The organism is Notoacmeibacter marinus (assembly GCF_002238045.1).
Classification (GTDB): Bacteria; Pseudomonadota; Alphaproteobacteria; order Rhizobiales; family Rhizobiaceae; genus Notoacmeibacter; species Notoacmeibacter marinus.
In genome coordinates this window covers 1-19,121 of sequence record NZ_NBYO01000003.1, presented here as the reverse complement: position 1 = coordinate 19,121, position 19,121 = coordinate 1, and the positions used below count along the sequence as shown (strand labels likewise).

19 protein-coding genes are annotated in these 19,121 nt (G+C 61.0%); 12 read left to right on the top strand and 7 right to left on the bottom strand.

Translation table 11 applies throughout. The features are described 5' to 3' along the window. Positions 1 to 58 precede the first annotated feature (58 nt). A complete protein-coding gene (locus tag B7H23_RS12420) occupies positions 59 to 988 on the top strand; it encodes an MBL fold metallo-hydrolase (protein WP_094077802.1) in 930 nt (309 codons plus the stop codon). 17 nt (positions 989 to 1,005) lie between these two features. Here B7H23_RS12420 and B7H23_RS12415 read toward each other — a convergent pair whose 3' ends face one another. Together B7H23_RS12415 and B7H23_RS12410 are read right to left on the bottom strand one after the other, a co-directional pair. After that, a complete protein-coding gene (locus B7H23_RS12415) occupies positions 1,006 to 2,088 on the bottom strand; it encodes a YeeE/YedE family protein (protein WP_094077801.1) in 1,083 nt (360 codons plus the stop codon). Between the two features lie 90 nt (positions 2,089 to 2,178). Continuing rightward, positions 2,179 to 2,529: an ArsR/SmtB family transcription factor gene (locus B7H23_RS12410; RefSeq protein ID WP_094077800.1), complete on the bottom strand. Its 351-nt coding sequence runs from the start codon at positions 2,527 to 2,529 to the stop codon at positions 2,179 to 2,181. A gap of 160 nt (positions 2,530 to 2,689) precedes the next feature. On the opposite strand from B7H23_RS12410, the gene B7H23_RS12405 reads away from it, so the two are divergent. The 11 genes from B7H23_RS12405 to B7H23_RS12355 all read left to right on the top strand — a co-directional run bounded on the left by B7H23_RS12405 (position 2,690) and on the right by B7H23_RS12355 (position 12,491). Then, on the top strand, positions 2,690 to 3,427 hold the full coding sequence (locus B7H23_RS12405) for a cytochrome c biogenesis CcdA family protein (RefSeq protein WP_094077799.1): 738 nt from the start codon (positions 2,690 to 2,692) through the stop codon (positions 3,425 to 3,427). Between the two features lie 11 nt (positions 3,428 to 3,438). Then, positions 3,439 to 4,032 carry a thioredoxin family protein gene (locus tag B7H23_RS12400; protein ID WP_094077798.1) on the top strand — a complete coding sequence of 198 codons (594 nt, stop codon included), beginning with the start codon at positions 3,439 to 3,441 and terminating at the stop codon, positions 4,030 to 4,032. Positions 4,033 to 4,137: 105 nt separating this feature from the next. Next, positions 4,138 to 4,608 (top strand): sulfur oxidation c-type cytochrome SoxX, encoded by a 471-nt coding sequence (soxX, locus tag B7H23_RS12395; RefSeq protein WP_094077797.1) that lies wholly within the window; start codon positions 4,138 to 4,140, stop codon positions 4,606 to 4,608. Positions 4,609 to 4,630: 22 nt separating this feature from the next. Further along, entirely contained in the window at positions 4,631 to 5,089 is a 459-nt protein-coding gene (gene soxY, locus B7H23_RS12390; protein WP_094077796.1) for a thiosulfate oxidation carrier protein SoxY, read from the top strand. A 39-nt stretch (positions 5,090 to 5,128) separates the two neighbouring features. Continuing rightward, positions 5,129 to 5,452, top strand: a complete 324-nt coding sequence (soxZ, locus tag B7H23_RS12385; protein ID WP_094077795.1) for a thiosulfate oxidation carrier complex protein SoxZ — start codon at positions 5,129 to 5,131, stop codon at positions 5,450 to 5,452. Between the two features lie 128 nt (positions 5,453 to 5,580). Then, a complete protein-coding gene (soxA, locus tag B7H23_RS12380) occupies positions 5,581 to 6,384 on the top strand; it encodes a sulfur oxidation c-type cytochrome SoxA (RefSeq protein WP_094078363.1) in 804 nt (267 codons plus the stop codon). Positions 6,385 to 6,482: 98 nt separating this feature from the next. Beyond that, complete coding sequence (gene soxB, locus B7H23_RS12375; protein ID WP_094077794.1) at positions 6,483 to 8,174, top strand: thiosulfohydrolase SoxB; 1,692 nt, start codon at positions 6,483 to 6,485, stop codon at positions 8,172 to 8,174. An 85-nt stretch (positions 8,175 to 8,259) separates the two neighbouring features. Then, on the top strand, positions 8,260 to 9,540 hold the full coding sequence (gene soxC, locus B7H23_RS12370) for a sulfite dehydrogenase (protein ID WP_094077793.1): 1,281 nt from the start codon (positions 8,260 to 8,262) through the stop codon (positions 9,538 to 9,540). Then, on the top strand, positions 9,524 to 10,783 hold the full coding sequence (locus B7H23_RS12365) for a c-type cytochrome (RefSeq protein WP_094077792.1): 1,260 nt from the start codon (positions 9,524 to 9,526) through the stop codon (positions 10,781 to 10,783). Before soxC ends, B7H23_RS12365 begins: the two co-directional genes overlap by 17 nt. Next, positions 10,776 to 11,150: a c-type cytochrome gene (locus B7H23_RS12360; protein ID WP_094077791.1), complete on the top strand. Its 375-nt coding sequence runs from the start codon at positions 10,776 to 10,778 to the stop codon at positions 11,148 to 11,150. The genes B7H23_RS12365 and B7H23_RS12360 overlap by 8 nt, the downstream gene beginning before the upstream one ends. 57 nt (positions 11,151 to 11,207) lie before the next feature. After that, complete coding sequence (locus B7H23_RS12355) at positions 11,208 to 12,491, top strand: NAD(P)/FAD-dependent oxidoreductase (protein WP_094077790.1); 1,284 nt, start codon at positions 11,208 to 11,210, stop codon at positions 12,489 to 12,491. 74 nt (positions 12,492 to 12,565) lie between these two features. Here B7H23_RS12355 and B7H23_RS12350 read toward each other — a convergent pair whose 3' ends face one another. From B7H23_RS12350 to B7H23_RS12330, 5 genes are all read right to left on the bottom strand, one after another. Continuing rightward, a complete protein-coding gene (locus B7H23_RS12350; RefSeq protein ID WP_094077789.1) occupies positions 12,566 to 13,675 on the bottom strand; it encodes a YeeE/YedE family protein in 1,110 nt (369 codons plus the stop codon). Between the two features lie 119 nt (positions 13,676 to 13,794). Then, positions 13,795 to 14,166: a transcriptional regulator gene (locus B7H23_RS12345; protein WP_173861912.1), complete on the bottom strand. Its 372-nt coding sequence runs from the start codon at positions 14,164 to 14,166 to the stop codon at positions 13,795 to 13,797. Between the two features lie 104 nt (positions 14,167 to 14,270). After that, positions 14,271 to 15,773 carry an L-piperidine-6-carboxylate dehydrogenase gene (gene amaB / locus B7H23_RS12340; RefSeq protein WP_094077787.1) on the bottom strand — a complete coding sequence of 501 codons (1,503 nt, stop codon included), beginning with the start codon at positions 15,771 to 15,773 and terminating at the stop codon, positions 14,271 to 14,273. After that, entirely contained in the window at positions 15,770 to 16,816 is a 1,047-nt protein-coding gene (locus B7H23_RS12335) for an acyl carrier protein (RefSeq protein WP_094077786.1), read from the bottom strand. The genes amaB and B7H23_RS12335 overlap by 4 nt, the downstream gene beginning before the upstream one ends. Next, entirely contained in the window at positions 16,813 to 19,002 is a 2,190-nt protein-coding gene (locus tag B7H23_RS12330; protein ID WP_094077785.1) for a thiamine pyrophosphate-dependent enzyme, read from the bottom strand. Before B7H23_RS12330 ends, B7H23_RS12335 begins: the two co-directional genes overlap by 4 nt. Between the last annotated feature and the right edge of the window lie 119 nt (positions 19,003 to 19,121).

The window sequence follows — 19,121 nt, the reverse complement described above, 5'->3', positions numbered from 1 at the left end:
GACCGAGGCGTGCAGTCTGGCATTAATATATTCGAATAGAACTATAGGAGGAAAGGACATGGCAAAGTTGTTCCAGACAAGGCGCAATGTTCTGGCGGGGATGGCAGGGATCGCATCTTCGATCCTAGTGGGCGCGCCAGCATTCGCATTAGGCCGTCATACGGTCGGTGACGGCGAACTGCTGATGCTCTCCGACGGAAATATGTCTCTGCCGCTCTCCTTCGTGTTGCCGGGCCGTCCGAAAGCGGAAATCGCTACGGCCTTGATGGTCGGCCAAGCACCGGACGCACTGACGCCCGACTGCAATATCACGCTTCTTAAGCGGGGCGATCGACTGGTTCTGTTCGATGTCGGCGCCGGCCCGAACTTCATGCCGAGCACGGGCGAACTGCCCAGCGCGCTCGACGCGGCCGGGATCGATCCGACGGAGGTGACGGATGTCGTCTTCACCCACGCTCACCCGGACCATTTCTGGGGCCTGACGGATCATTTCGGCGATCTACTCTTTTCCGACGCCGCTTATCACATGAGCGAAGCGGAATGGGCGTACTGGTCGGCGGACGACACGCTGGAAAAGACGCCGGAAGAACGCAAGACCTTCGTGGTCGGCGCGCAAAACCGTATGCCGCTCATCGAAGAACAGGTCTCTTTGTTCAAGCCAGGGGCGGAAATCTTCGCGGGCGTCGAAGCGATGGACACGTCGGGCCATACGCCCGGTCATATTTCCTTTGTCGTTCATGGCGGTGAGAAACCGACTCTCATCGGCGGCGATGCGCTGACCCATCCGATCATCTCATTCGCCTATCCCCAATGGGAAAGCGGCAGCGATACCGACCCGCAACAGGGCGTCGCAACGCGGAAGATGCTTCTCGACCGACTCTCGACCGACGACATGGCGCTGATCGGTTTTCACCTGCCCCATCCCGGCCTTGGCCATGTCGAGAAGAATGGCGACGGCGCTTACGCCTTCATTGCCGATCCGGCATAGGCGCGGAACAGGCGATCTCAGCGGGCGGCGTGGGGTGAGCGCAAAAAGGCCAGCGGCCCGCCCTCCAGAAGAAGCGACAGGCCGATCCGTGCGCCCAGCGCCATGGCGGCGAAGGCGAGCGGCGCCGAAAGTGCAAAGACAGATGCGGCGGAAACCACCTGCCCGATGGTGCAGCCCAGCGCCATGATCCCGCCAGTGCCCATGAGGAACGAGCCGAAGACGTGACGCGACAGTTCCCGCGCATCGTCGCAGGCCTCCCAACGAATGTCGTCGGCTCTCCAGGCCGCGACCGCCGCGCCTAGAACCACACCGCACACCAGACCGACGGCGTAATGCGGCACTTCGCCCGTTGTTACGATGATCTGGAACAGCGCGTCGCCTACCGGCCCGACGAAATTGGCGGCTTCAATTTGCACCGGAAAGAAGGCGACCGAGGCAAAATAGGAGGTGATGAGCCAGCCGAGGGCGACGCAAAGGCCAAGAACCAGACCAACACCGACCCGTTCCCGGTTGGCGCGAAAGGCCGGATCGCGAAAGACCCAGTAGCCGATTGCCACGAGAGCGCAGATCGTCAGCGGGATCAACAGGCCGTAGAGACCGATCCGATCCAGAAGCCCGGCCAACGTCGCGCCATGCGCGGCGGAGACGGTCATATCGAACGGTTCCGTCATGGCGACACGGGTCTGCGCGGTCAGTCCGCGCTGGGCAGCAAGCGCTGACAGAGCGATGCCCGTTAGCGCCACTGCCGCCCGCAAGCTGCCGCCGCCAAGCCGTATGAGAGCGCCGAAGCCGCATGTGCCCACCAGCGCCATGCCGAGGCCGAACATCAGACCGCCCAACGCAACACCCAGAAGATTTAGAGGCGTCGTGGCGTAGAAGGTCCTACTGCCATCGACCAGGCCGAACAGTTCGGAGGTCTGCGTGAGTGCGGCAGCGACAAGGGCCACGAGAACCCAGCTGCGCAGCCGCGTGCTGTCGCCCGCATACCAGTAGCGTTCGAGGGCGCCGAGCGTACAGAAATGATAGCGGCGCGCGACGAAACCCATCACGATGCCGATACCGATACCAGAAAGGGGCAAGAGCCAGGCTGTTGCGATCATGACGGACCTCCCCTTCCGCGCACGAACGACGATCTTGGCCGAAACGGCGGCGGAAGGAAAGGGATGGGACCGCGAAGGCGGCCCGTACCTTCAGCGTCGCGCAATCCGCTCCGGCGAACAGAAGGTCTCGTATATCTGCGCCACGAGGTCCGCGATATCGCTGTCGACGATCGAATAATAGATCATGCGGCCCTCGCGCCGCGTTGTAACGAGTCGGTCGTAGCGAAGCCGCGCGAGATGTTGCGAGACCGTCGCCTGCGGCATGCACAGCAGGTCCTCCAGTTCCGACACACTGCGTTCTCGCTCGTGCATGAGGCATAACAGCAGGAGCCGCGTTTCGTGGGATAGCGCCTTCAGAAGGTCGCTGGCGATGCGGGCGCGGCGCACATATTCCGCGCGCTCGTCGTCGGTGGTTTCGAGCGTGACGTTCGGGAGTGACATTCGCATTGACCGTTCGATAAAGGCGGATCGCCCGAAGGAAGGTAGGCCTTGCCGCTGGTTTCTTGTAGCAGCATTGCCAAAACATAGGAACCGTCGCATGTTTCCAACGGAACGGCGATGGCGGCTCGTGCGGCATCGCCGTCGGAATGGGAGGAAAATTGTGCTGGATGTGAGCTATCCCGCGGCGGTTCTCGCCGGGCTTCTATCGTTTATTTCGCCCTGCGTCCTACCGATCGTGCCGCCTTACCTGGCGTGGATGGCCGGCGTGAGCTTCAGCGACATGCGCAGCGACACGCTCGATTCGGCAAAGACGAAGAGCATCGCGTTCTCGTCTGTCGCCTTCGTGCTCGGCTTCACCACCGTCTTCGTCGCGCTGGGCGCCAGCGCCAGCCTTCTCGGCCGGACCCTCGTTCAGTATTTCGACATATTCTCCATCGTTGCCGGCGTGCTCATCACGATCATGGGGCTGCATTTTCTGGGGGTCTTCCGCATCGGTTTTCTCTATCGCGAAGCGCGAATCGATGTGCGTTCGAAACCGGCCGGTCTTATCGGCGCCTATGTGATGGGGCTTGCCTTCGCGTTCGGCTGGACACCGTGCGTCGGGCCTGTTCTGGCCTCCATCCTCATGGTGGCGGGCGCGGAAGGCTCGGCCGCCCGCGGCGCGGGCCTTCTGGCGGCCTATTCGCTCGGTATCGGCATTCCCTTCATTCTGGCGGGAATCTTCGTCGCCCGCTTCATCGAGGTTTCGAGCCGCCTCAAGAAGCACATGCGGACGGTGGAGATCGCCGTCGGCGTTCTGCTGATCGTCACGGGTATCCTGTTCATGACCGGCTCCATGAGTGCGATCGCGCAATGGATGCTTGACGTCGCGCCCGGCTTTTTCATGTCCATCGGTTGAGGAGAAGGATCATGTCACGCTTTCTAAGGATTACGCTCGCTGCGCTTGGCGCAATATTGCTGGCGTCTGTCGCCCGTGCGGAGATCGGACCGGATGGCCTGCACAAGCAGGACTGGTTCGCCATTACCTTTCGCGACATTGCCGAGGACATCGAAGACGCCAAAGCCGAAGGCAAACGCCTGGCGCTCGTCTTCGAGCAGCGCGGCTGCATCTATTGCGCCCGCATGCATGAAGATCTGCTGACGGACCCGGAAGTGCGTGACTATATCGACGAAAACTTCAAGGTCGTGCAGTACAACATGTTCGGCGATGAGGAGGTGACGGATCTCGACGGCGAATCACTGAGCGAAAAGACCGCTGCGCGGAAGTGGGGTCTGCTCTATACGCCAACAATCCTGTTCATGCCGGAAGACCTGCCGGACCAGTCGGTCTCCGCCTCGCAAGCGGCTGTTGCCTCAATGCCCGGCGCCTTCGGTAAATTTACTTTCCTCAACATGTTCAAATGGGTCAATGAAAAGGGTTATGAGAGCGAGGAGCATTTTCAGAAATATCACGCTCGCAAGATTGAAGAGGCTCGAGCAGCCGGCATCGTTCCCGAAGAATAGATCATAATATAGGCATATGACTATTCGTCCTTGCCAGAGCTTCGGCATTTGGCTAGCGTGGGAATGAAGCCGCTTGGGAGGGCGGAATTGGCAGGGAGGAGCCGCATGACATCGACACTTCGCGCCCTGGTTCTCGCATCCGGGATAAGCGCCGTGGCCCTGACGGGTTCCGCAATCGCTAACGATGTAAAGCCAGAAGCCGTCGCGTTCAGTGACGCAGGGGGCATTGAGACGCCGGTCGCCGCACAGGCGGGATCGGCGGATGCCGGCAAGAAGATACTCACGGACCGTGGGCTGGGCAATTGCGTGGCTTGCCATCAGGTCAGCAGTCTTGACGCACCGTTCCAGGGCAATGTCGGACCGTCGCTCGACGGTGTGGCCGACCGCTACGAGCCGGCTATGCTGCGGGCTATCATTGTCAATCCGAAGAAGGCGCTCTACGAGGGCACGATCATGCCGGGCTTCTACACGCTGGATGTCGGCAAACACGTCCGTGAGGATCTTGTCGGCCAGACCATTCTGTCGGCCCAGCAGGTCGAGGATGTGGTCGCCTATTTACAGACCCTGAAGGAATGAACTGGTGAAGGAGGTTCACCCGATGCAGATGAACAGACGTAGCGTATTGGGTGTCTTCGGTGGCGCTGCCACTGTCGCCGCGATCGGCCTGCCGGTCGGTTTGGCGAATGCGACGCCTGAGGATACGATGGCCAAGATCAAGGAGTTTGCGGGCGATAAAGAGCCGCAGACCGGTGGCAAGCTGACCTTGAACACCCCTGAAATCGCTGAGAACGGCAATTCGGTTCCGGTCGGCGTTTCCGTCGAAAGCGCGATGGAAGGCGATGACATGGTCGAGGAGATCATGATCCTCGCCGAGGGCAACCCAAATCCCGACGTGGTGACATTCAAATTCAGCGAATTGTCCGGCGAGGCCATAGCGGAGACCCGCATGCGGCTTGCCAAAACCCAGGATGTGGTCGCCGTGGCTCGCATGACCAATGGCGATATCCATATGGCCAAAGCGCCGGTCAAGGTCACCATCGGCGGTTGCGGCGGCTGACCGTCGCGCCCTCGAAACAGTTTTCAGGAGGTACAGGACATGGCTTCCAAGCCCCGTGTCAAACTGCCGAAATCGGCAAGCGCCGGCGAGATCATTACCATCAAGACCCTGATCAGCCACGAAATGGAATCGGGTCAACGCAAGGACAAGAATGGCGAGGTCATTCCACGCCAGATCATCAACAAGTTCACGGTCACGTTCAATGACAAGACCGTCTTCGAGGCGGATATCGAGCCGGCTATCTCATCCAACCCCTACTTCGAATTTGCCGTGAAAGTGCCGGAAAGCGGCACCTTCAAATTTACCTGGGTCGACGATGACGGCTCGGTCTACGAGACCGAAGAGGCTATCGAGGTCGCTTGAGGGGGCTATCTCGACGAACATTCATGCGGCGTACTGCGTGCGCCAGCCGGATCGAAAGGGAGGACGAAACGGTGACGAAGAAGGTGATCCTGGCAGCATCGGTGCTGGCGCTGTTCTCCAGTCCGGTAATGCTGACAAAGGCGACCGCCGATCCGGCGGATGCGACGCTGACGATCGACGGCAAGGAGATGACGGTCAAGACGGCCGCTCCGGAAGGCCATCCTTTCGACACGCTTTATTCCGGCTGGCTCTATCGTGAGCCGGAGACCCGTGCGCTCGAAGAGGACAGCTTCGAAAATCCCGGCATGTTCGGTGTCGAACAGGGTGCCGAACTCTGGTCCGTCGTGGAAGGCACCGCTGGCAAGTCCTGTGAATCCTGTCATGCCGAACCGGAAGTGGACATGAAGGGTGTGGGTGCATCGTTCCCGAAATGGGATGCTGACGCCAAGCGGCCGATCAATATCGAGCTGCAGATCGATAAATGCCGCGAAGAGAATATGGGCGCAGAGCCCTACAAGTTCGATGCGGCAGAGCAGAAGGCGCTCACTGCTTTCATTAAGCACCAGTCGCTTGGTATGCCGGTCAAGCTCGATCTCAGCCAGGGCGAACTGCAGACATGGTGGGACCGCGGCAAGGAACTCTATTATACGCGCACGGGTCAGTTGAACCTGTCCTGTTCCAACTGCCATGAAGATCATAACGGACAGATGATCCGCGCCGACCATTTGTCGCAGGGGCAGGTCAACGGCTTTCCGACCTACCGGCTCAAGCAGAGCAAGTTGATCTCGTTGCATAACCGTTTCCGTGGCTGCGTCCGCGATACGCGTGCCGAGATCCCGAAGGCCTTCTCGGACGATCTGATGGCGCTGGAAACCTATGTCACCTGGCGCGGCACGGGCCTTTCCGTGGAAACGCCAGCCGTGCGGCAGTAGGTCGCATATCCGGTCGCGCTAAGCGGCCGGTTCGCCTGCGAGACACCCATTTAAGCGTAGGCCGGCGGTGACAGTGGAGCCGCCGGGGAAGGATTGTCATGTTCACACGCCGCGAATTCCTGCAATGGTCGGCGGTCGCCGCCGGAACGATCGGCTTTTCGTCCAATGTCACGCGGTTGGCTGCCCAGCAGCAATTGACGCAGGACGATCTTCTGGCCTTCGATTCGACGGGCGATCTGACGATCCTTCACGTCACGGACATTCACGCACAGCTGAAGCCGATCTATTTCCGACCGCCGAGCGAGAATATCGGCGTTGGCATGTTCGAGGGCGTACCACCTCATCTGGTGGGCGAAGCCTTTCTGCAGCATTTCGGCCTGACGCCGGGCAGCGCCCTCGCCCACGCGCATACGATGGTCGACTATGTGAACCTGGCGAAGGCCTATGGCCGCATGGGCGGTCTCGACCGCATCGCCACCGTGGTCAACGCCGTGAGGGCCGAGCGGGGCGACGGCAATGTGCTGCTCCTCGATGGCGGCGACACATGGCAGGGCAGCTACACTTCCCTGCAGACCAAGGGCCAGGACATGGTCGACGCCATGGCGCTGCTGAAACCGGACGCGATGGTCGGCCATTGGGAGTTCACCTATGGCGAGGACCGCGTGCTCGAACTGATCGACGCGCTGCAATACCCGTTCCTGTCCGCCAATGTTTTCGATACCACTTGGGACGAGCCGGTCTTCGATGCGGCAATGATGCGAGAAGTGGCTGGCCACAAAGTCGCGGTGATCGGCCAGTCCATGCCCTATACACCCATCGCCAACCCTCGCTGGATGATTCCGAACTGGAGTTTCGGCATCCGTCCCGAGGTGATCGCCGCACAGGTCGAAAAGGCCCGGGCCGATGGCGCCGAGGTGGTGATCCTGTTGTCGCATAACGGTTTCGATGTCGATCAGAAACTGGCCCGCGACGTGCCGGACATCGATGTTATCCTGACCGGCCATACGCACGACGCCATCCCGCGCGCCATCGAGATCGGCAAGACGCTGCTGCTCGCATCGGGCAGCCATGGCAAATTCGTCGGTCGCGTCGATCTGGACATCAGGGACGGCAAGGTCACGGCTCACCAGTCAAAGACGATCCCGATCTTCGCCGACGTGATCGCGCCCGATCCGGCGATGGCCGCGAAGATCGACGAGATCCGCGCACCCTATGAAGACGAACTCAATCGGGTCATCGGCCAAGCGGACGATCTTCTCTACCGTCGCGGCAATTTCAACGGCACATGGGACGATGTGATCTGCCAGGGCATGATCGAAGAACGCGACGCCCAGCTGTCCTTCTCGCCCGGCTTCCGGTGGGGCGCAACGCTTCTGCCCGGTCAGGACATCACCATCGACGATCTGCACAACCAGACCTCCATGACCTACCCTTCGGTCTATCGGTTGGAGTTCTCCGGCCTGCAGATCAAGGAGATCATGGAAGACGTCTGCGACAATCTCTTCAATAAGGATCCCTATTTCCAGCAGGGCGGCGACATGGTTCGCGTCGGCGGCATGGCCTACACTTGCGCGCCGAAGGAGACGATGGGGAACCGGATTTCCGACATGACCATGACGGCGACGGGCGAACCCATAGACATGGACAGGAGCTACGTGGTCGCCGGTTGGGCCTCGGTGAACGAGAATGTCGAAGGACCCGCCATCTGGGATGTGATGGAAAGCTACATCACCCGCAAGCAGACCGTTACGGCTTCAGGAAGCGACATTGTAAAAGTCGTCGGTATTTGACCCCTCCCCGCTGAAATTGCGGTAGACAAGCCGAATCTTCTAATACATAGTTATATTAGAATACATTAGGTTTTGGGAGGAGCCGATGGTGGATTCCGCAGATGATGGCGGCAGCAAAGGCAATGCGCGGCGTCAGTTCCTGAAAGCCGGGCTAGGCGCCGCGGGCGGCGCTTTAGCCGTTGCGGGCGGAGCGCGGGCCGCAGAGCCCGATCCCCTGATCACCGAGGTGCAGGACTGGACGCGCTATTTGGGTAAGGGCGTCGACGCCACGCCCTATGGCCTGCCGAGCCAGTACGAATCGGATGTCGTTCGGCGGAGCGTCCCCTGGCTGACGGCCGATGCGAAGTCATCGGTCAATTTCACGCCCCTCTACGCGCTCGACGGCACGATCACGCCGAGTGGCCTCTGTTTCGAGCGGCATCATGGCGGCGTCGCGGTCATCGACCCGGCAGATCACCGTCTGATGATCCATGGAATGGTGGAGCGCCCACTCGTCTTTACGCTCGACGATCTGAAACGCTTCCCCCGCGAAAATCACGTCTACTTTCTGGAATGCGCGGCCAATTCCGGCATGGAATGGCGCGGCGCACAGCTCAATGGCTGCCAGTTCACCCATGGCATGATCCACAATCTGGAATATTGCGGCGTGCCGCTGCGCTACCTGCTGGAAGAGGCCGGCGTGAAGCCGCAGGCCAAATGGCTGCTGGCCGAAGGCGGCGACGCCTCGCTGATGACCCGCTCCATTCCGATGGAAAAGATTATGGATGACTGCCTCGTCGCCTTCAAGATGAATGGCGAGGCGCTCCGGCCCGAGCAGGGCTACCCGATCCGCCTCGTCGTACCCGGTTGGGAAGGCAATATGTGGATCAAATGGCTTCGCAGGCTGGAACTCGGGGACCGGTCCTGGGAACAGCGTGAGGAGACCAGCAAATACACCGACCTCTTGGCCGATGGTGTGGCACGGCGTCATACGTTCGTGATGGACGTCAAAAGCGTTATCACCAACCCTTCACCCCAGGCGCCGCTGACGCATGGCAAGGGCCGCACCGTTCTGACCGGGCTGGCGTGGAGCGGTCACGGCCGGATCGCGAAAGTCGACGTCTCGATCGATGGTGGCCGCAACTGGTCCGAGGCCCGGCTGGAAGGCGGCAGCAGCAAGGGCGCCTATCGCTTCTACCACGATTTCGACTGGGACGGCGCCGAGCTCTTCCTGCAATCGCGGGCCATCGACGAAGACGGCAATGTTCAGCCGACGAAAGACCGGCTGCGTGCCGAGCGCGGCGAGAATTCGATCTATCACAACAACGGCATCCAGACCTGGCATGTCCGCGCAGACGGAGTGACCGAAAATGTCGAGGTTTCCTAAATCTCTGATTGCAGTGTCCCTGATGGGAGGCATGGGGCTGACCGCACCGTCCGCCTTGGCGCAGGACGCCGCCAACGGCGAAACGATCTTCAAGCGTTGCGCCGGGTGTCATACTGTTGGGCCGAACGCGCAGAGCCGGGTCGGCCCCCACCTGAACGGCATCGTCGAGCGTCCCGCCGCTGCTATCGAGGATTTTCGTTATTCCAGAGGCATGAAGAAGGCGGCCGATGATGGTCTTGTCTGGACGCGGGATGACCTCGCCGAATATCTCGCAGCCCCGCGCAAGAAGATCAAAGGCACAAGAATGGCCTTTGCCGGTCTGCGCAAGGAAAGCGAGATCGCCGACATCATCGCCTATCTGGATCGGTTCGGTCCCGATGGAGCGGAAAAAACGTCGACTGCCGAAGAGATTGCGGCGGCCAACGAGCCCAATCCTGGCATGGCCGGGAAAGAACCCGCGGCAAATGACGTAAAGGGCGATTCCAAACCGGCGACTGAATCCTCGTCTGCTGTCGCGCCGGCTCCCAAAGTCGAAGAAGCCGATGGCGCAGGTGAGAGCGTGGACGCGGCGGCCGAAACCGATGACGACCGCCAGGTCGCCTTGGCTGCCGCACCGCCGAGCGGTGGGCCGATGAATCTCGGTCGTCCGGCGTTGCCCGCCGAGATCGCCGCTTGGGACATCGATGTTCGCCCCGATGGCAAGGGGCTTCCGATCGGTTCCGGAACGGTTGCCGAAGGCGAAGCTATTTTCGATGAGAAATGCGCCTCCTGTCATGGCGCGTTCGGCGAAGGCGCCGGCCGCTGGCCGATGCTTGCCGGCGGTCAGGGCACACTGAAGGACGAGCGCCCCGTCAAGACGATCGGCTCCTACTGGCCCTATCTGTCGACGGTCTATGACTATGTCCATCGGGCGATGCCCTTCGGCAGTTCCCGCTCTCTCGGCGAGGACGAGACTTACGCGCTCGTGGCCTATATTCTGTATCTCAACGATCTGGTGGATGACGATTTCGAACTGTCCAACGAGAATTTTACAGGGATCGAAATGCCGAATGCGGATGGGTTCAAGCCGGACGACCGACAGTCCGAGCCGCAGAACACGTCGGATGCAGCCGCTGAAGTCTGCATGACGGACTGCAAGGAGAGCCCGGCGGAGATCACCATGCGCGCAAGAGTTCTGGACGTTACGCCCGATACGGCAGATGATGACGGCGATGAGAATTTGGGAGCCGGCGCTATTGATTGATCTGTTGGCACGAAAGGCGCTGGCATGGGCCATCGTTCTTTTCGCCGTGTCGGACAGGGCTTTCGCAAGCGACGAGATCGATTACGGTCAGGTCGAGATCGCTATCGCGGCGGTCGGCGAGGTGACGGCGGATCTGGATTATGGCGAATATCTCGCCGGCGAATGTGTGTCGTGCCATGCTGTCGATGGGCCGAAACAGGCCCAGATCCCGGCCATTGCCGGTCGGAACAGGGAGGCGCTCATCCGCGCGATGGTTGAGTACCGCACCGGCTTTCGAAAGAATAAGGTGATGCAGACCGTGATGACGACGAAGGGCAATGAGGAGATCGCCGCCCTCGCCGCCTGGTACGCGGCCAAAGAACGGTAGGTCCTTCCAGTCTCCTGGCCGGGCCTTTTGGATTGGTTCAAAACGGGAGGACGACAGATGACAAAGCTGACGAGACGGCAATTCACATTGCTGGGTGCGACGGCGCTGGCAAGCGCGGCGTTGCCCGTATTTTCATTTGCGCAGAACGGCGGGAAACCGAAAGTCGTTGTCATTGGCGGCGGCGCCGGCGGCGGCACGGTCGCCCATCAGCTGGCCAGTGACGCTGGCGATGCGCTGGACATCACCCTGATCGAACAGAATGAAGAGTACACGACCTGTTTCTTCTCCAACCTCTATCTCGGTAATTTCCGGACATTCGACAGCATCACCCACAATTGGGATGCGCTGACCGCGATGGGCGTGAAGAAGGTGACAGGCAAGGCGACGGGCATCGACACATCGGCAAAGACGGTGCAGCTGGATGACGGCTCGACCCATGCCTATGATCGGCTTGTCGTCGCGCCGGGGATCGACCTGATCTACGATTCCGTTCCGGGCTACTCCGAAGCCGATAGCGAGATTGCGCCGCATGCCTGGCAGGCCGGACCGCAGACCAAGCTGCTGAAGGAGAAGCTGGACGCGTTGGAGGATGGCGACCAGATCGTCATGGTGCCGCCGCCCAACCCCTATCGGTGCCCGCCCGGCCCCTATGAGCGTGTGTCCATGATGGCGCATGTGCTCAAAGAGAAAGGGTTCAGAGAGGCCCGGATCGTCATCCTCGATCCCAAACCGAAATTCTCCAAGCAGGGTTTGTTCTCGGAAGGTTGGGAGAAGGAATATCCCGGCATGGTTGAGTGGATCGGCCCAGATATTCACGGCGGCATCAAGAATGTCGATGCAAAAGCCGGCACGGTCGAAACCGATTTCGACACATTCGAAGGCGCGCTTCTCAACATTGTGCCCGCACAGAAGGCCGGCGAGATCGCTACTGCCGCAGGACTGACCGACGATAGCGGCTTTTGTCCGATCGATGCCGAAAGCATGCGTTCCACGATGGACGAAAACATCTTCGTGATCGGCGATGCTTGTATCGCAGGCGATATGCCGAAAAGTGCTTTTTCTGCCAACAGCCAGGCCAAGGTCGCAGCCAATGCGATCCGTGCAGATTTGACGGATGCGCGGAAATTCCCGGCCCGCTACGCCAACACGTGCTGGAGCCTCATCGCGACGGACAATGACGTCAAGGTCGGTGCGCAATATGCGCCAGCCGACGGCAAGATCACGTCGACGGCCAGCTTCATCAGCCAGACCGGCGAAGATCCCGCCATCCGGGCGGCCAATTATGACGAGTCGGTCGCCTGGTACGAAGCGATTACCAAAGACATCTTCGGCTCCGCCTGATCAGAAAGACGTCTATGAATGTGGGAACGGGCGACGCATGCGCCGCCCGTTTTCATTATTGGAAGTGGTCCGAACTATTCCGCCGGCTGGAGATCGCTTGTCGAATTGCCAACAAGCGGACGGTCTTCCAACCGCCGCAAGACGAAATCGGTCAGGCCGGCGAACACCATCATGGCGACCAGCCCGATCAGAGCCGTCACAGCAAGAACCGCACCGCCGGTAAAGCCAGCCCCGATCGTGCAGCCGACGGCGGTGATCCCGCCAAAACCCATCAGGATGCTGCCGGCGCCGTAGCGCCAGATCGATGGCACGCCGGCCTCGCCGAAGGTTCGGATGCGGAACTGGCCGAAAACCACCGCGCTGACTAGCGCGCCGATCACGGTCCCGGCGATAATGCCGACATCCGTCGACAGGGCATCGGTTGCACCGCCGCTGCCGATGAAATTCAGCGTGTTGGCCAACGGCCGCATATAGGACAGGCTTTCCGGCTGAACCGGATCGAACACCTGTCCGGAAAACTGGTACGTCGCATACCAGCCGAGCGCGACGGTGCCGCCTGCGACTGCGCCACCCAGCGCGTAAGCCGGCGAGAGACCACGGCGAAGCGCTACAGCGAGCGCTGCGACGACAAGAACAAACGCAAAAAGCGGACCGAAGAATTGACCGATGCCGCTCACCGCAGCCAGATCATTGCCGCCGAGCGCCGCCGAACTCATCAGACCACCGAGTGCGTCGCGCAATGGCACCAACGGCCCCTGAAACGTCGCCCATGCCGTCACCGCAATCACCGCCACGCTGAAAACCGCGCGGAGATTGCCGCTCGCGCCGAGCACCACGAGGCGCGATACGCAACCGCGCGCCAACGCCATGCCGATACCGAACAGCGCGCCGCCGAGAACCGCGCCGGACACGGTCTGTGGCGTGGCGAAAAAGCGAGATTCCCCGACATTGATGACGCCGAACCAGAGCATCGCCTGAACGGCAGCGACGCAGACGGCAAAGCCGATCAGCCAGACCGGCAATGCGCGACCTTTGGTGTTGCGAAAGAGTTCGATCGCCGCCGAGCGGGTGCAAAACCCGCTGCGCTCCAGCGCAATGCCGAAAACGGCGCCGAGGCCGAGGCCGATGATCGCGGCGGTGGCCGGTTCTCCAACCGAATCGATAAGCGGAACGAAATCCATCATATTCTCCTGCAAACTGCAGGAGAGTTTATTGCCAGCATCACCTCGCGTCAGGAACGACGATTGCGAAGTCCAACCCTTCCGCGCAATAGCTTTCGCGTCCGACGCGGATCCGTAGACGCTCAGTCTGTTTTGTCGTCTTTCGGCAAACCGTCCATCAGTTCGCCGATCCGAAACCAGAAGAATTCATCGCCGGGATAACCGCGCAGCCGCGCGACCTCCACACCATCTTCGACCAGAATAAAGGTCGGCGTCATGATATCACGCGAAACACCTTCAAGATCATCCGGCCAGGGCTCGGTGATGTCGATACGTCGCAGCGGCGCGCGCTGTCCTTCCGGCGTCTGCGGCCAGGCCGGTGCGATCTCCTCGTTGAAGCGCGCGCACCACACGCAGCCTGGCTGTTCGAGCATCAGCATCTGCGCTGCAAAACCGGTAGGAACCGGTGCTACAAAACTGGCGAGGAAAAGGAGAGCCAGCAAACGTTTAGTCATGCTTTCTCCTTTCTCCAATCAGATCGATGCGGTCCGCTTACCCCGCCACCATACCACAATCACCGGATGACCGAACCGAACGCGATGGAAGCGGTGCTGGTCGCTTAGATATCGAACTTGACGCCCTGCGCCAGCGGCAATTCGTCGGAATAGTTCACCGTATTTGTCTGTCGGCGCATATAGCCTTTCCAGGCGTCCGAGCCGCTTTCGCGTCCGCCGCCCGTTTCCTTCTCGCCACCGAATGCGCCGCCGATCTCGGCGCCGGAAGGGCCGATATTGACATTGGCGATACCGCAGTCGGAGCCGACATCGGAAAGGAAGGTTTCGGCCTCACGCATATTAAGGGTGAAGATGCAGGAGGACAGGCCCTGCGGCACGTCGTTCTGCATGGCGATCGCCTCGTCCATTGCATCGTAGCCCATCACATAAAGGATCGGCGCGAAGGTTTCGGTCCGGACGATTTCGGTCTGGGAAGGCATTTCAACGACAGCCGGGGCGACATAGGCACCGCCATCGGGAACATCAGAAGTGACGGCCTCGCCGCCATGCACAATGGCGCCATCCCCTCTGGCGGTTTCAAGCGCCGCCTGCATCCGCTCGCGCGACTGCGCATCGATCAGCGGGCCGACCAGCGTGCCGTCCTTGCGCGGGTCGCCGACCGGGAGGCTTTGATAGGCCTTGGTCAGCTTGGTCACCAGGTCGTCCTTGATGGAATTGTGGGCGATCACGCGGCGAAGGCTCGTGCAGCGCTGCCCGGCAGTGCCCACGGCCGAAAAGACGATGGCGCGCACCGCCATGTCGAGATCGGCGGACGGCGCAACGATCATCGCATTGTTGCCACCGAGTTCGAGGATTGGTCGGCCCCACCGCTCCATCACTTTCGGCCCGACGACGGAGCCCATACGGGTCGAGCCCGTAGCGGACAGGATCGGCACATCTTCCGAAGCGACGAGTGCTTCGCCGATCTCCGCGCCGCCAATGACCAGTTGGGCCAGGCCATCCGGAGCGTCGTCGCCGAAGCGTTTCAGGGCGCGCTCCATGACCTTCATTGTGGCCATGGCGGTCAGCGGCGTTTTTTCCGATGGTTTCCAGATCACCGGATCGCCGCAGATCAGCGCAAGCGCTGTATTCCAGGACCAGACGGCGACGGGAAAGTTGAAGGCGGTGATGATGCCGCACGGCCCGATCGGATGCCAGGTCTCCCTCATATGATGGCCCGGGCGTTCCGATGCGATGGTGAGACCGTAGAGCTGGCGCGACTGACCGACGGCGAAATCGCAGATGTCGATCATCTCCTGCACTTCGCCGAGCCCTTCGGAAACGATCTTGCCGGCCTCGAGCGTGACGACCGCGCCGAGTTCGTGTTTGGACGCACGAAGCTCCTCACCGAGCAGTCGGACCAATTCGCCGCGTCGTGGCGCTGGAACCTTGCGCCAGGCGCGAAAGGCATCCTGCGCGCGGGCGATGATGACCGGCATGTCGGCAGGATCGGTTTCCTGAACCCGCGCCACTTCGGCGCCGTCGATCGGCGAGTGAACGGAAAGAGTGCCGCCCGTCAGTTCGGATTCGCTCAGTCCCGCGGCGGTCAGAACGTCTTTATGGCTCATCGTGTTGCTCCCTTGGATATGGTTGCGCGCTGCTCGGCCATGCCCATAGCGGCCAGAAGCGGCGCTTCGGTCTGTTGTCGTTGAAAATCAGCCTTGGTAGCCATGCCGCGCCATTGCGCAAGTATCAGCGATTGGGCCACCGCGCCGCCCAAAGTCGTGCCAGGGCCGGTGACGATAAAGAGGTCGGGTGCGAACTCACGCGCCGCGATGGCGATCGCGCGGGTGAAATCATATGTCTCGGTCACCTGCGCGCCGAGCGTGTAGTCCCACAGCGCTTGCGTGTCGGTCGCATGTGGCCACCAGATCGCACCGCGCCCGTCGATCAATGGCAGATCCGGCTGATGGAAGAGGTCAGGGGATAGTCGCGCGCGGCCCTTTTCCGCGACCGGCGCCTGCAGGGTCGTATGGAAGGCCGCGTGATTGCCGAGCCGCATGGGAAAACGTTGCTGGACGGGTTCGACTTCGCTTTCGAAGGCTTTCAGCCCTGCCTCGTTGCCGGCCAGCACCAACATGCCGCCGAGATCGATGGAAAGGCCGAGTCGATGATCGGGGCGACAGGCGATCTCGCCGACCTTGGACAACAGGGCGGCGCGGCGCGCTGGTTGATCCTGCCAGTCATCGTCCACGAAAGGATAGACGATCTGGCCGCCGATCAGCGCCTGCTGCATCAATGTGCCCATCGTATTGGCGACACGGAAGCCGTTTTCGGGCGAAAGCGCGCCGCCACAGGCAAGCGCCGAATACCAACCCATCGAGTTGCCGGTGACGGCGACGATCTCCACATCATCGCGATCGATGGCAAGAAAATCGCCCAATGTCGCGGCATAGATAAGGGCCGACGCATTGTCGCCGCGCGTGTGATCGGCAACCGAAAACCGTTCTGCGCCGTCCAGATCGGTAAGCGTCTTCTGTTCTCCCGTTTGACGCTGGGCGTCGAACGCATCCAGAAGCGCGCCGTCGGGAAAATGACGCCCAAGATAGCCGAGTTCGGCTTTGTTGTAGGTGCCTCGGCCCGGACAGATGACGATGGCGGTCTTCTTCATGCCGGCACCTTCATCAGCGATAGTGCTGCTTCGAAAATGGAGTCGGCGGACGGCATCGTCGCCGCATAGGCCGGCCCGGTGGCAATGAAACTGTCTTCGGCGCTCAATCGTGTATGCGGAAGGACGGTGCGTTCGGTCAGCAGCGTCATCAGCGCCTCGGCAACGCCGCCCGTACGGCGGGTTTCATCGACCACCAGAACGCGCTGGCAGCCTTCGATCGCTTTCAGGATCGCCGTTTCGGGAAGCGGGGACAGCCAGCGCAGGTCGATCACGCGGCTTCGGGTGCCATCCGTTTCCAGCCGCTTCTGGGCCTGATGGGACAGATAAGTCCCATTGCCGAAGGTCAGGATCGCAATGTCCTCACCGTCCCCATGAACGCCGACCTCACCGAAGGCGATCCGCCGCGACGGATCGGGATAGCGCGTCAACCAGCCGCCATCGCCGGTCTGATGGAGATCACGCATGGAATAGAGGGCGATCGGCTCGAGGAAGACAACGACCCGCTGCTCCTCGCGCGCCAGCCGCACGCATTCGCGAAGCATCATGGCGGCATCTGCGCCGTTCGACGGGCAGGCCAGAATGAGCCCGGGAATATCGCGCATCACCGCGACGGAATTGTCATTGTGGAAATGGCCGCCAAACCCCTTCTGGTAGCCGAGACCGGCGATACGGACGACCATTGGATTCGTATACTGGCCGTTGGAGAAGAAGGGCAACGTCGCCGCTTCGCCGCGCAACTGATCTTCCGCATTGTGCAGATAGGCGAGGAACTGGATTTCCGGCATCGGCAGGAACCCGTTATGCGCCATGCCGATCCCAAGACCGAGAATGGATTGCTCGTCGAGGAGCGTATCGATCACCCGCGAAGGGCCAAACCGCCCGATCAGCTTCTGGCTGACCCCGTAAACGCCGCCCTTCCGGCCGACATCCTCGCCCATCATTGCGATTTCGCCATATTGAAGCATGAGATCGGTCAACGCCCAGTTGATGAGCCGCGACATGATCTGCGGCTCATCCATCGCCTTCAGATCGTTGCCGAAGGCGGCCGCACGCGCCTCCGGTGATGGTCCATTGGTTGGTTGGCAAATGCGCGGTGGCGGGATGAGACTCGCCATGACATCGCCAGCGGTCTTCAGACGGGGACGTTCGATCACCTGTTCGGCCACGCGCTCCACCCGCGCATTGGTTTCAGTGTAGATGTCGAGCGCCTCCGATCGCTCAAGCGCCCCGGACTCGGCGAGCAGACGGACCGAATGCAAAAGCGGATCGTTCGCTTCTTCTGCCTCGACTTCGTGCTTTTTCATATAGGTGGTCGGCACGTCTGCGCCCGCATGGCCATAAAGGCGGATCGTCCGCATATGCAGAAAAGCCGGACGACGACGCTTGCGCACATAGTCGGCAGCCTGCTGCGCAACACGATAGGTCTCGAACATATCGAGCCCATCACAGGCGAAATATTTCATGCCGGGCCGGTTGGCAAAGGTCGCGGCAATCCAGCCCTGTGGTGTCTTGGTCGAGATTCCGATGCCATTGTCCTCACAGACAAAGAGGAGCGGCATCGGAATGCCTTGATAAGCCGTCCATTGGGCCGTGTTGAACGCTCCCTGGGCGGTGGAATGGTTCGCCGACGCATCTCCAAACGAGCACATAATGATGGCGTCGGATGGCAGCGCCTGGTGTTCCGGCTTGTGACGCCGAGCCAAGCCGATCGAATAGGCCGCGCCAACCGCCTTCGGCAGATGGCTGGCGATGGTCGATGTCTGAGGTGGGATGTTCAGGGCCTTCGATCCGAGCACCTTGTGTCGTCCGCCCGAAATCGGATCGTCCGTTGAGCAGGCAAATGACAGCAGCATGTCCCATGTAATCGACTGGCCCGGCACCTGGGTCGACCTATGAATCTGGAACGCGGCATCACGGTAATGCAGAAACGCCATGTCGGTCGGCTGCAGAGCTGAGGCGACGGCCGCCATGCCCTCATGGCCGGACGAACCGATCGTGTAATAGCCCTGCCCTGCCGCCTGCATGGCTCGGCTTTGGCGGTCCAGTGCGCGGCAAAGGCAGCCGGAACGGTAGATCGAGACAGCCTCTGACGCCGGCAACGGCCCCTCTGGCGCACGACCTTCCGGCAGGTCGCCCTCGGCTACCCGCCTCAAGAAATTGTCATGAACGATTGCCGAGCGGTCCATCGATTGAGCCTTCAGAAAAACGCCTGGATGTCGGTTTGTGCGCGGCCGAGGATGAGGGCGTGGACGTCGTGCGTGCCCTCATAGGTGTTGACCGTCTCCAGGTTCTGCGCGTGGCGCAT

What these genes read in the sequence shown, in the direction of transcription:
- B7H23_RS12420 (WP_094077802.1), top strand. Translation starts at nt 59, where the DNA reads ATGGCAAAGTTGTTCCAGACAAGGCGCAATGTTCTGGCGGGGATGGCA.
- B7H23_RS12350 (WP_094077789.1), bottom strand. Translation starts at nt 13,675, where the DNA reads ATGATGGATTTCGTTCCGCTTATCGATTCGGTTGGAGAACCGGCCACC.
- B7H23_RS12345 (WP_173861912.1), bottom strand. Translation starts at nt 14,166, where the DNA reads ATGACTAAACGTTTGCTGGCTCTCCTTTTCCTCGCCAGTTTTGTAGCA.
- B7H23_RS12335 (WP_094077786.1), bottom strand. Translation starts at nt 16,816, where the DNA reads ATGAAGAAGACCGCCATCGTCATCTGTCCGGGCCGAGGCACCTACAAC.
- B7H23_RS12355 (WP_094077790.1), top strand. Translation starts at nt 11,208, where the DNA reads ATGACAAAGCTGACGAGACGGCAATTCACATTGCTGGGTGCGACGGCG.
- soxB (WP_094077794.1), top strand. Translation starts at nt 6,483, where the DNA reads ATGTTCACACGCCGCGAATTCCTGCAATGGTCGGCGGTCGCCGCCGGA.
- amaB (WP_094077787.1), bottom strand. Translation starts at nt 15,773, where the DNA reads ATGAGCCATAAAGACGTTCTGACCGCCGCGGGACTGAGCGAATCCGAA.
- soxZ (WP_094077795.1), top strand. Translation starts at nt 5,129, where the DNA reads ATGGCTTCCAAGCCCCGTGTCAAACTGCCGAAATCGGCAAGCGCCGGC.
- B7H23_RS12330 (WP_094077785.1), bottom strand. Translation starts at nt 19,002, where the DNA reads ATGGACCGCTCGGCAATCGTTCATGACAATTTCTTGAGGCGGGTAGCC.
- B7H23_RS12400 (WP_094077798.1), top strand. Translation starts at nt 3,439, where the DNA reads ATGTCACGCTTTCTAAGGATTACGCTCGCTGCGCTTGGCGCAATATTG.
- B7H23_RS12410 (WP_094077800.1), bottom strand. Translation starts at nt 2,529, where the DNA reads ATGTCACTCCCGAACGTCACGCTCGAAACCACCGACGACGAGCGCGCG.
- soxA (WP_094078363.1), top strand. Translation starts at nt 5,581, where the DNA reads ATGCTGACAAAGGCGACCGCCGATCCGGCGGATGCGACGCTGACGATC.
- B7H23_RS12365 (WP_094077792.1), top strand. Translation starts at nt 9,524, where the DNA reads ATGTCGAGGTTTCCTAAATCTCTGATTGCAGTGTCCCTGATGGGAGGC.
- soxC (WP_094077793.1), top strand. Translation starts at nt 8,260, where the DNA reads ATGGTGGATTCCGCAGATGATGGCGGCAGCAAAGGCAATGCGCGGCGT.
- B7H23_RS12415 (WP_094077801.1), bottom strand. Translation starts at nt 2,088, where the DNA reads ATGATCGCAACAGCCTGGCTCTTGCCCCTTTCTGGTATCGGTATCGGC.
- soxY (WP_094077796.1), top strand. Translation starts at nt 4,631, where the DNA reads ATGCAGATGAACAGACGTAGCGTATTGGGTGTCTTCGGTGGCGCTGCC.
- soxX (WP_094077797.1), top strand. Translation starts at nt 4,138, where the DNA reads ATGACATCGACACTTCGCGCCCTGGTTCTCGCATCCGGGATAAGCGCC.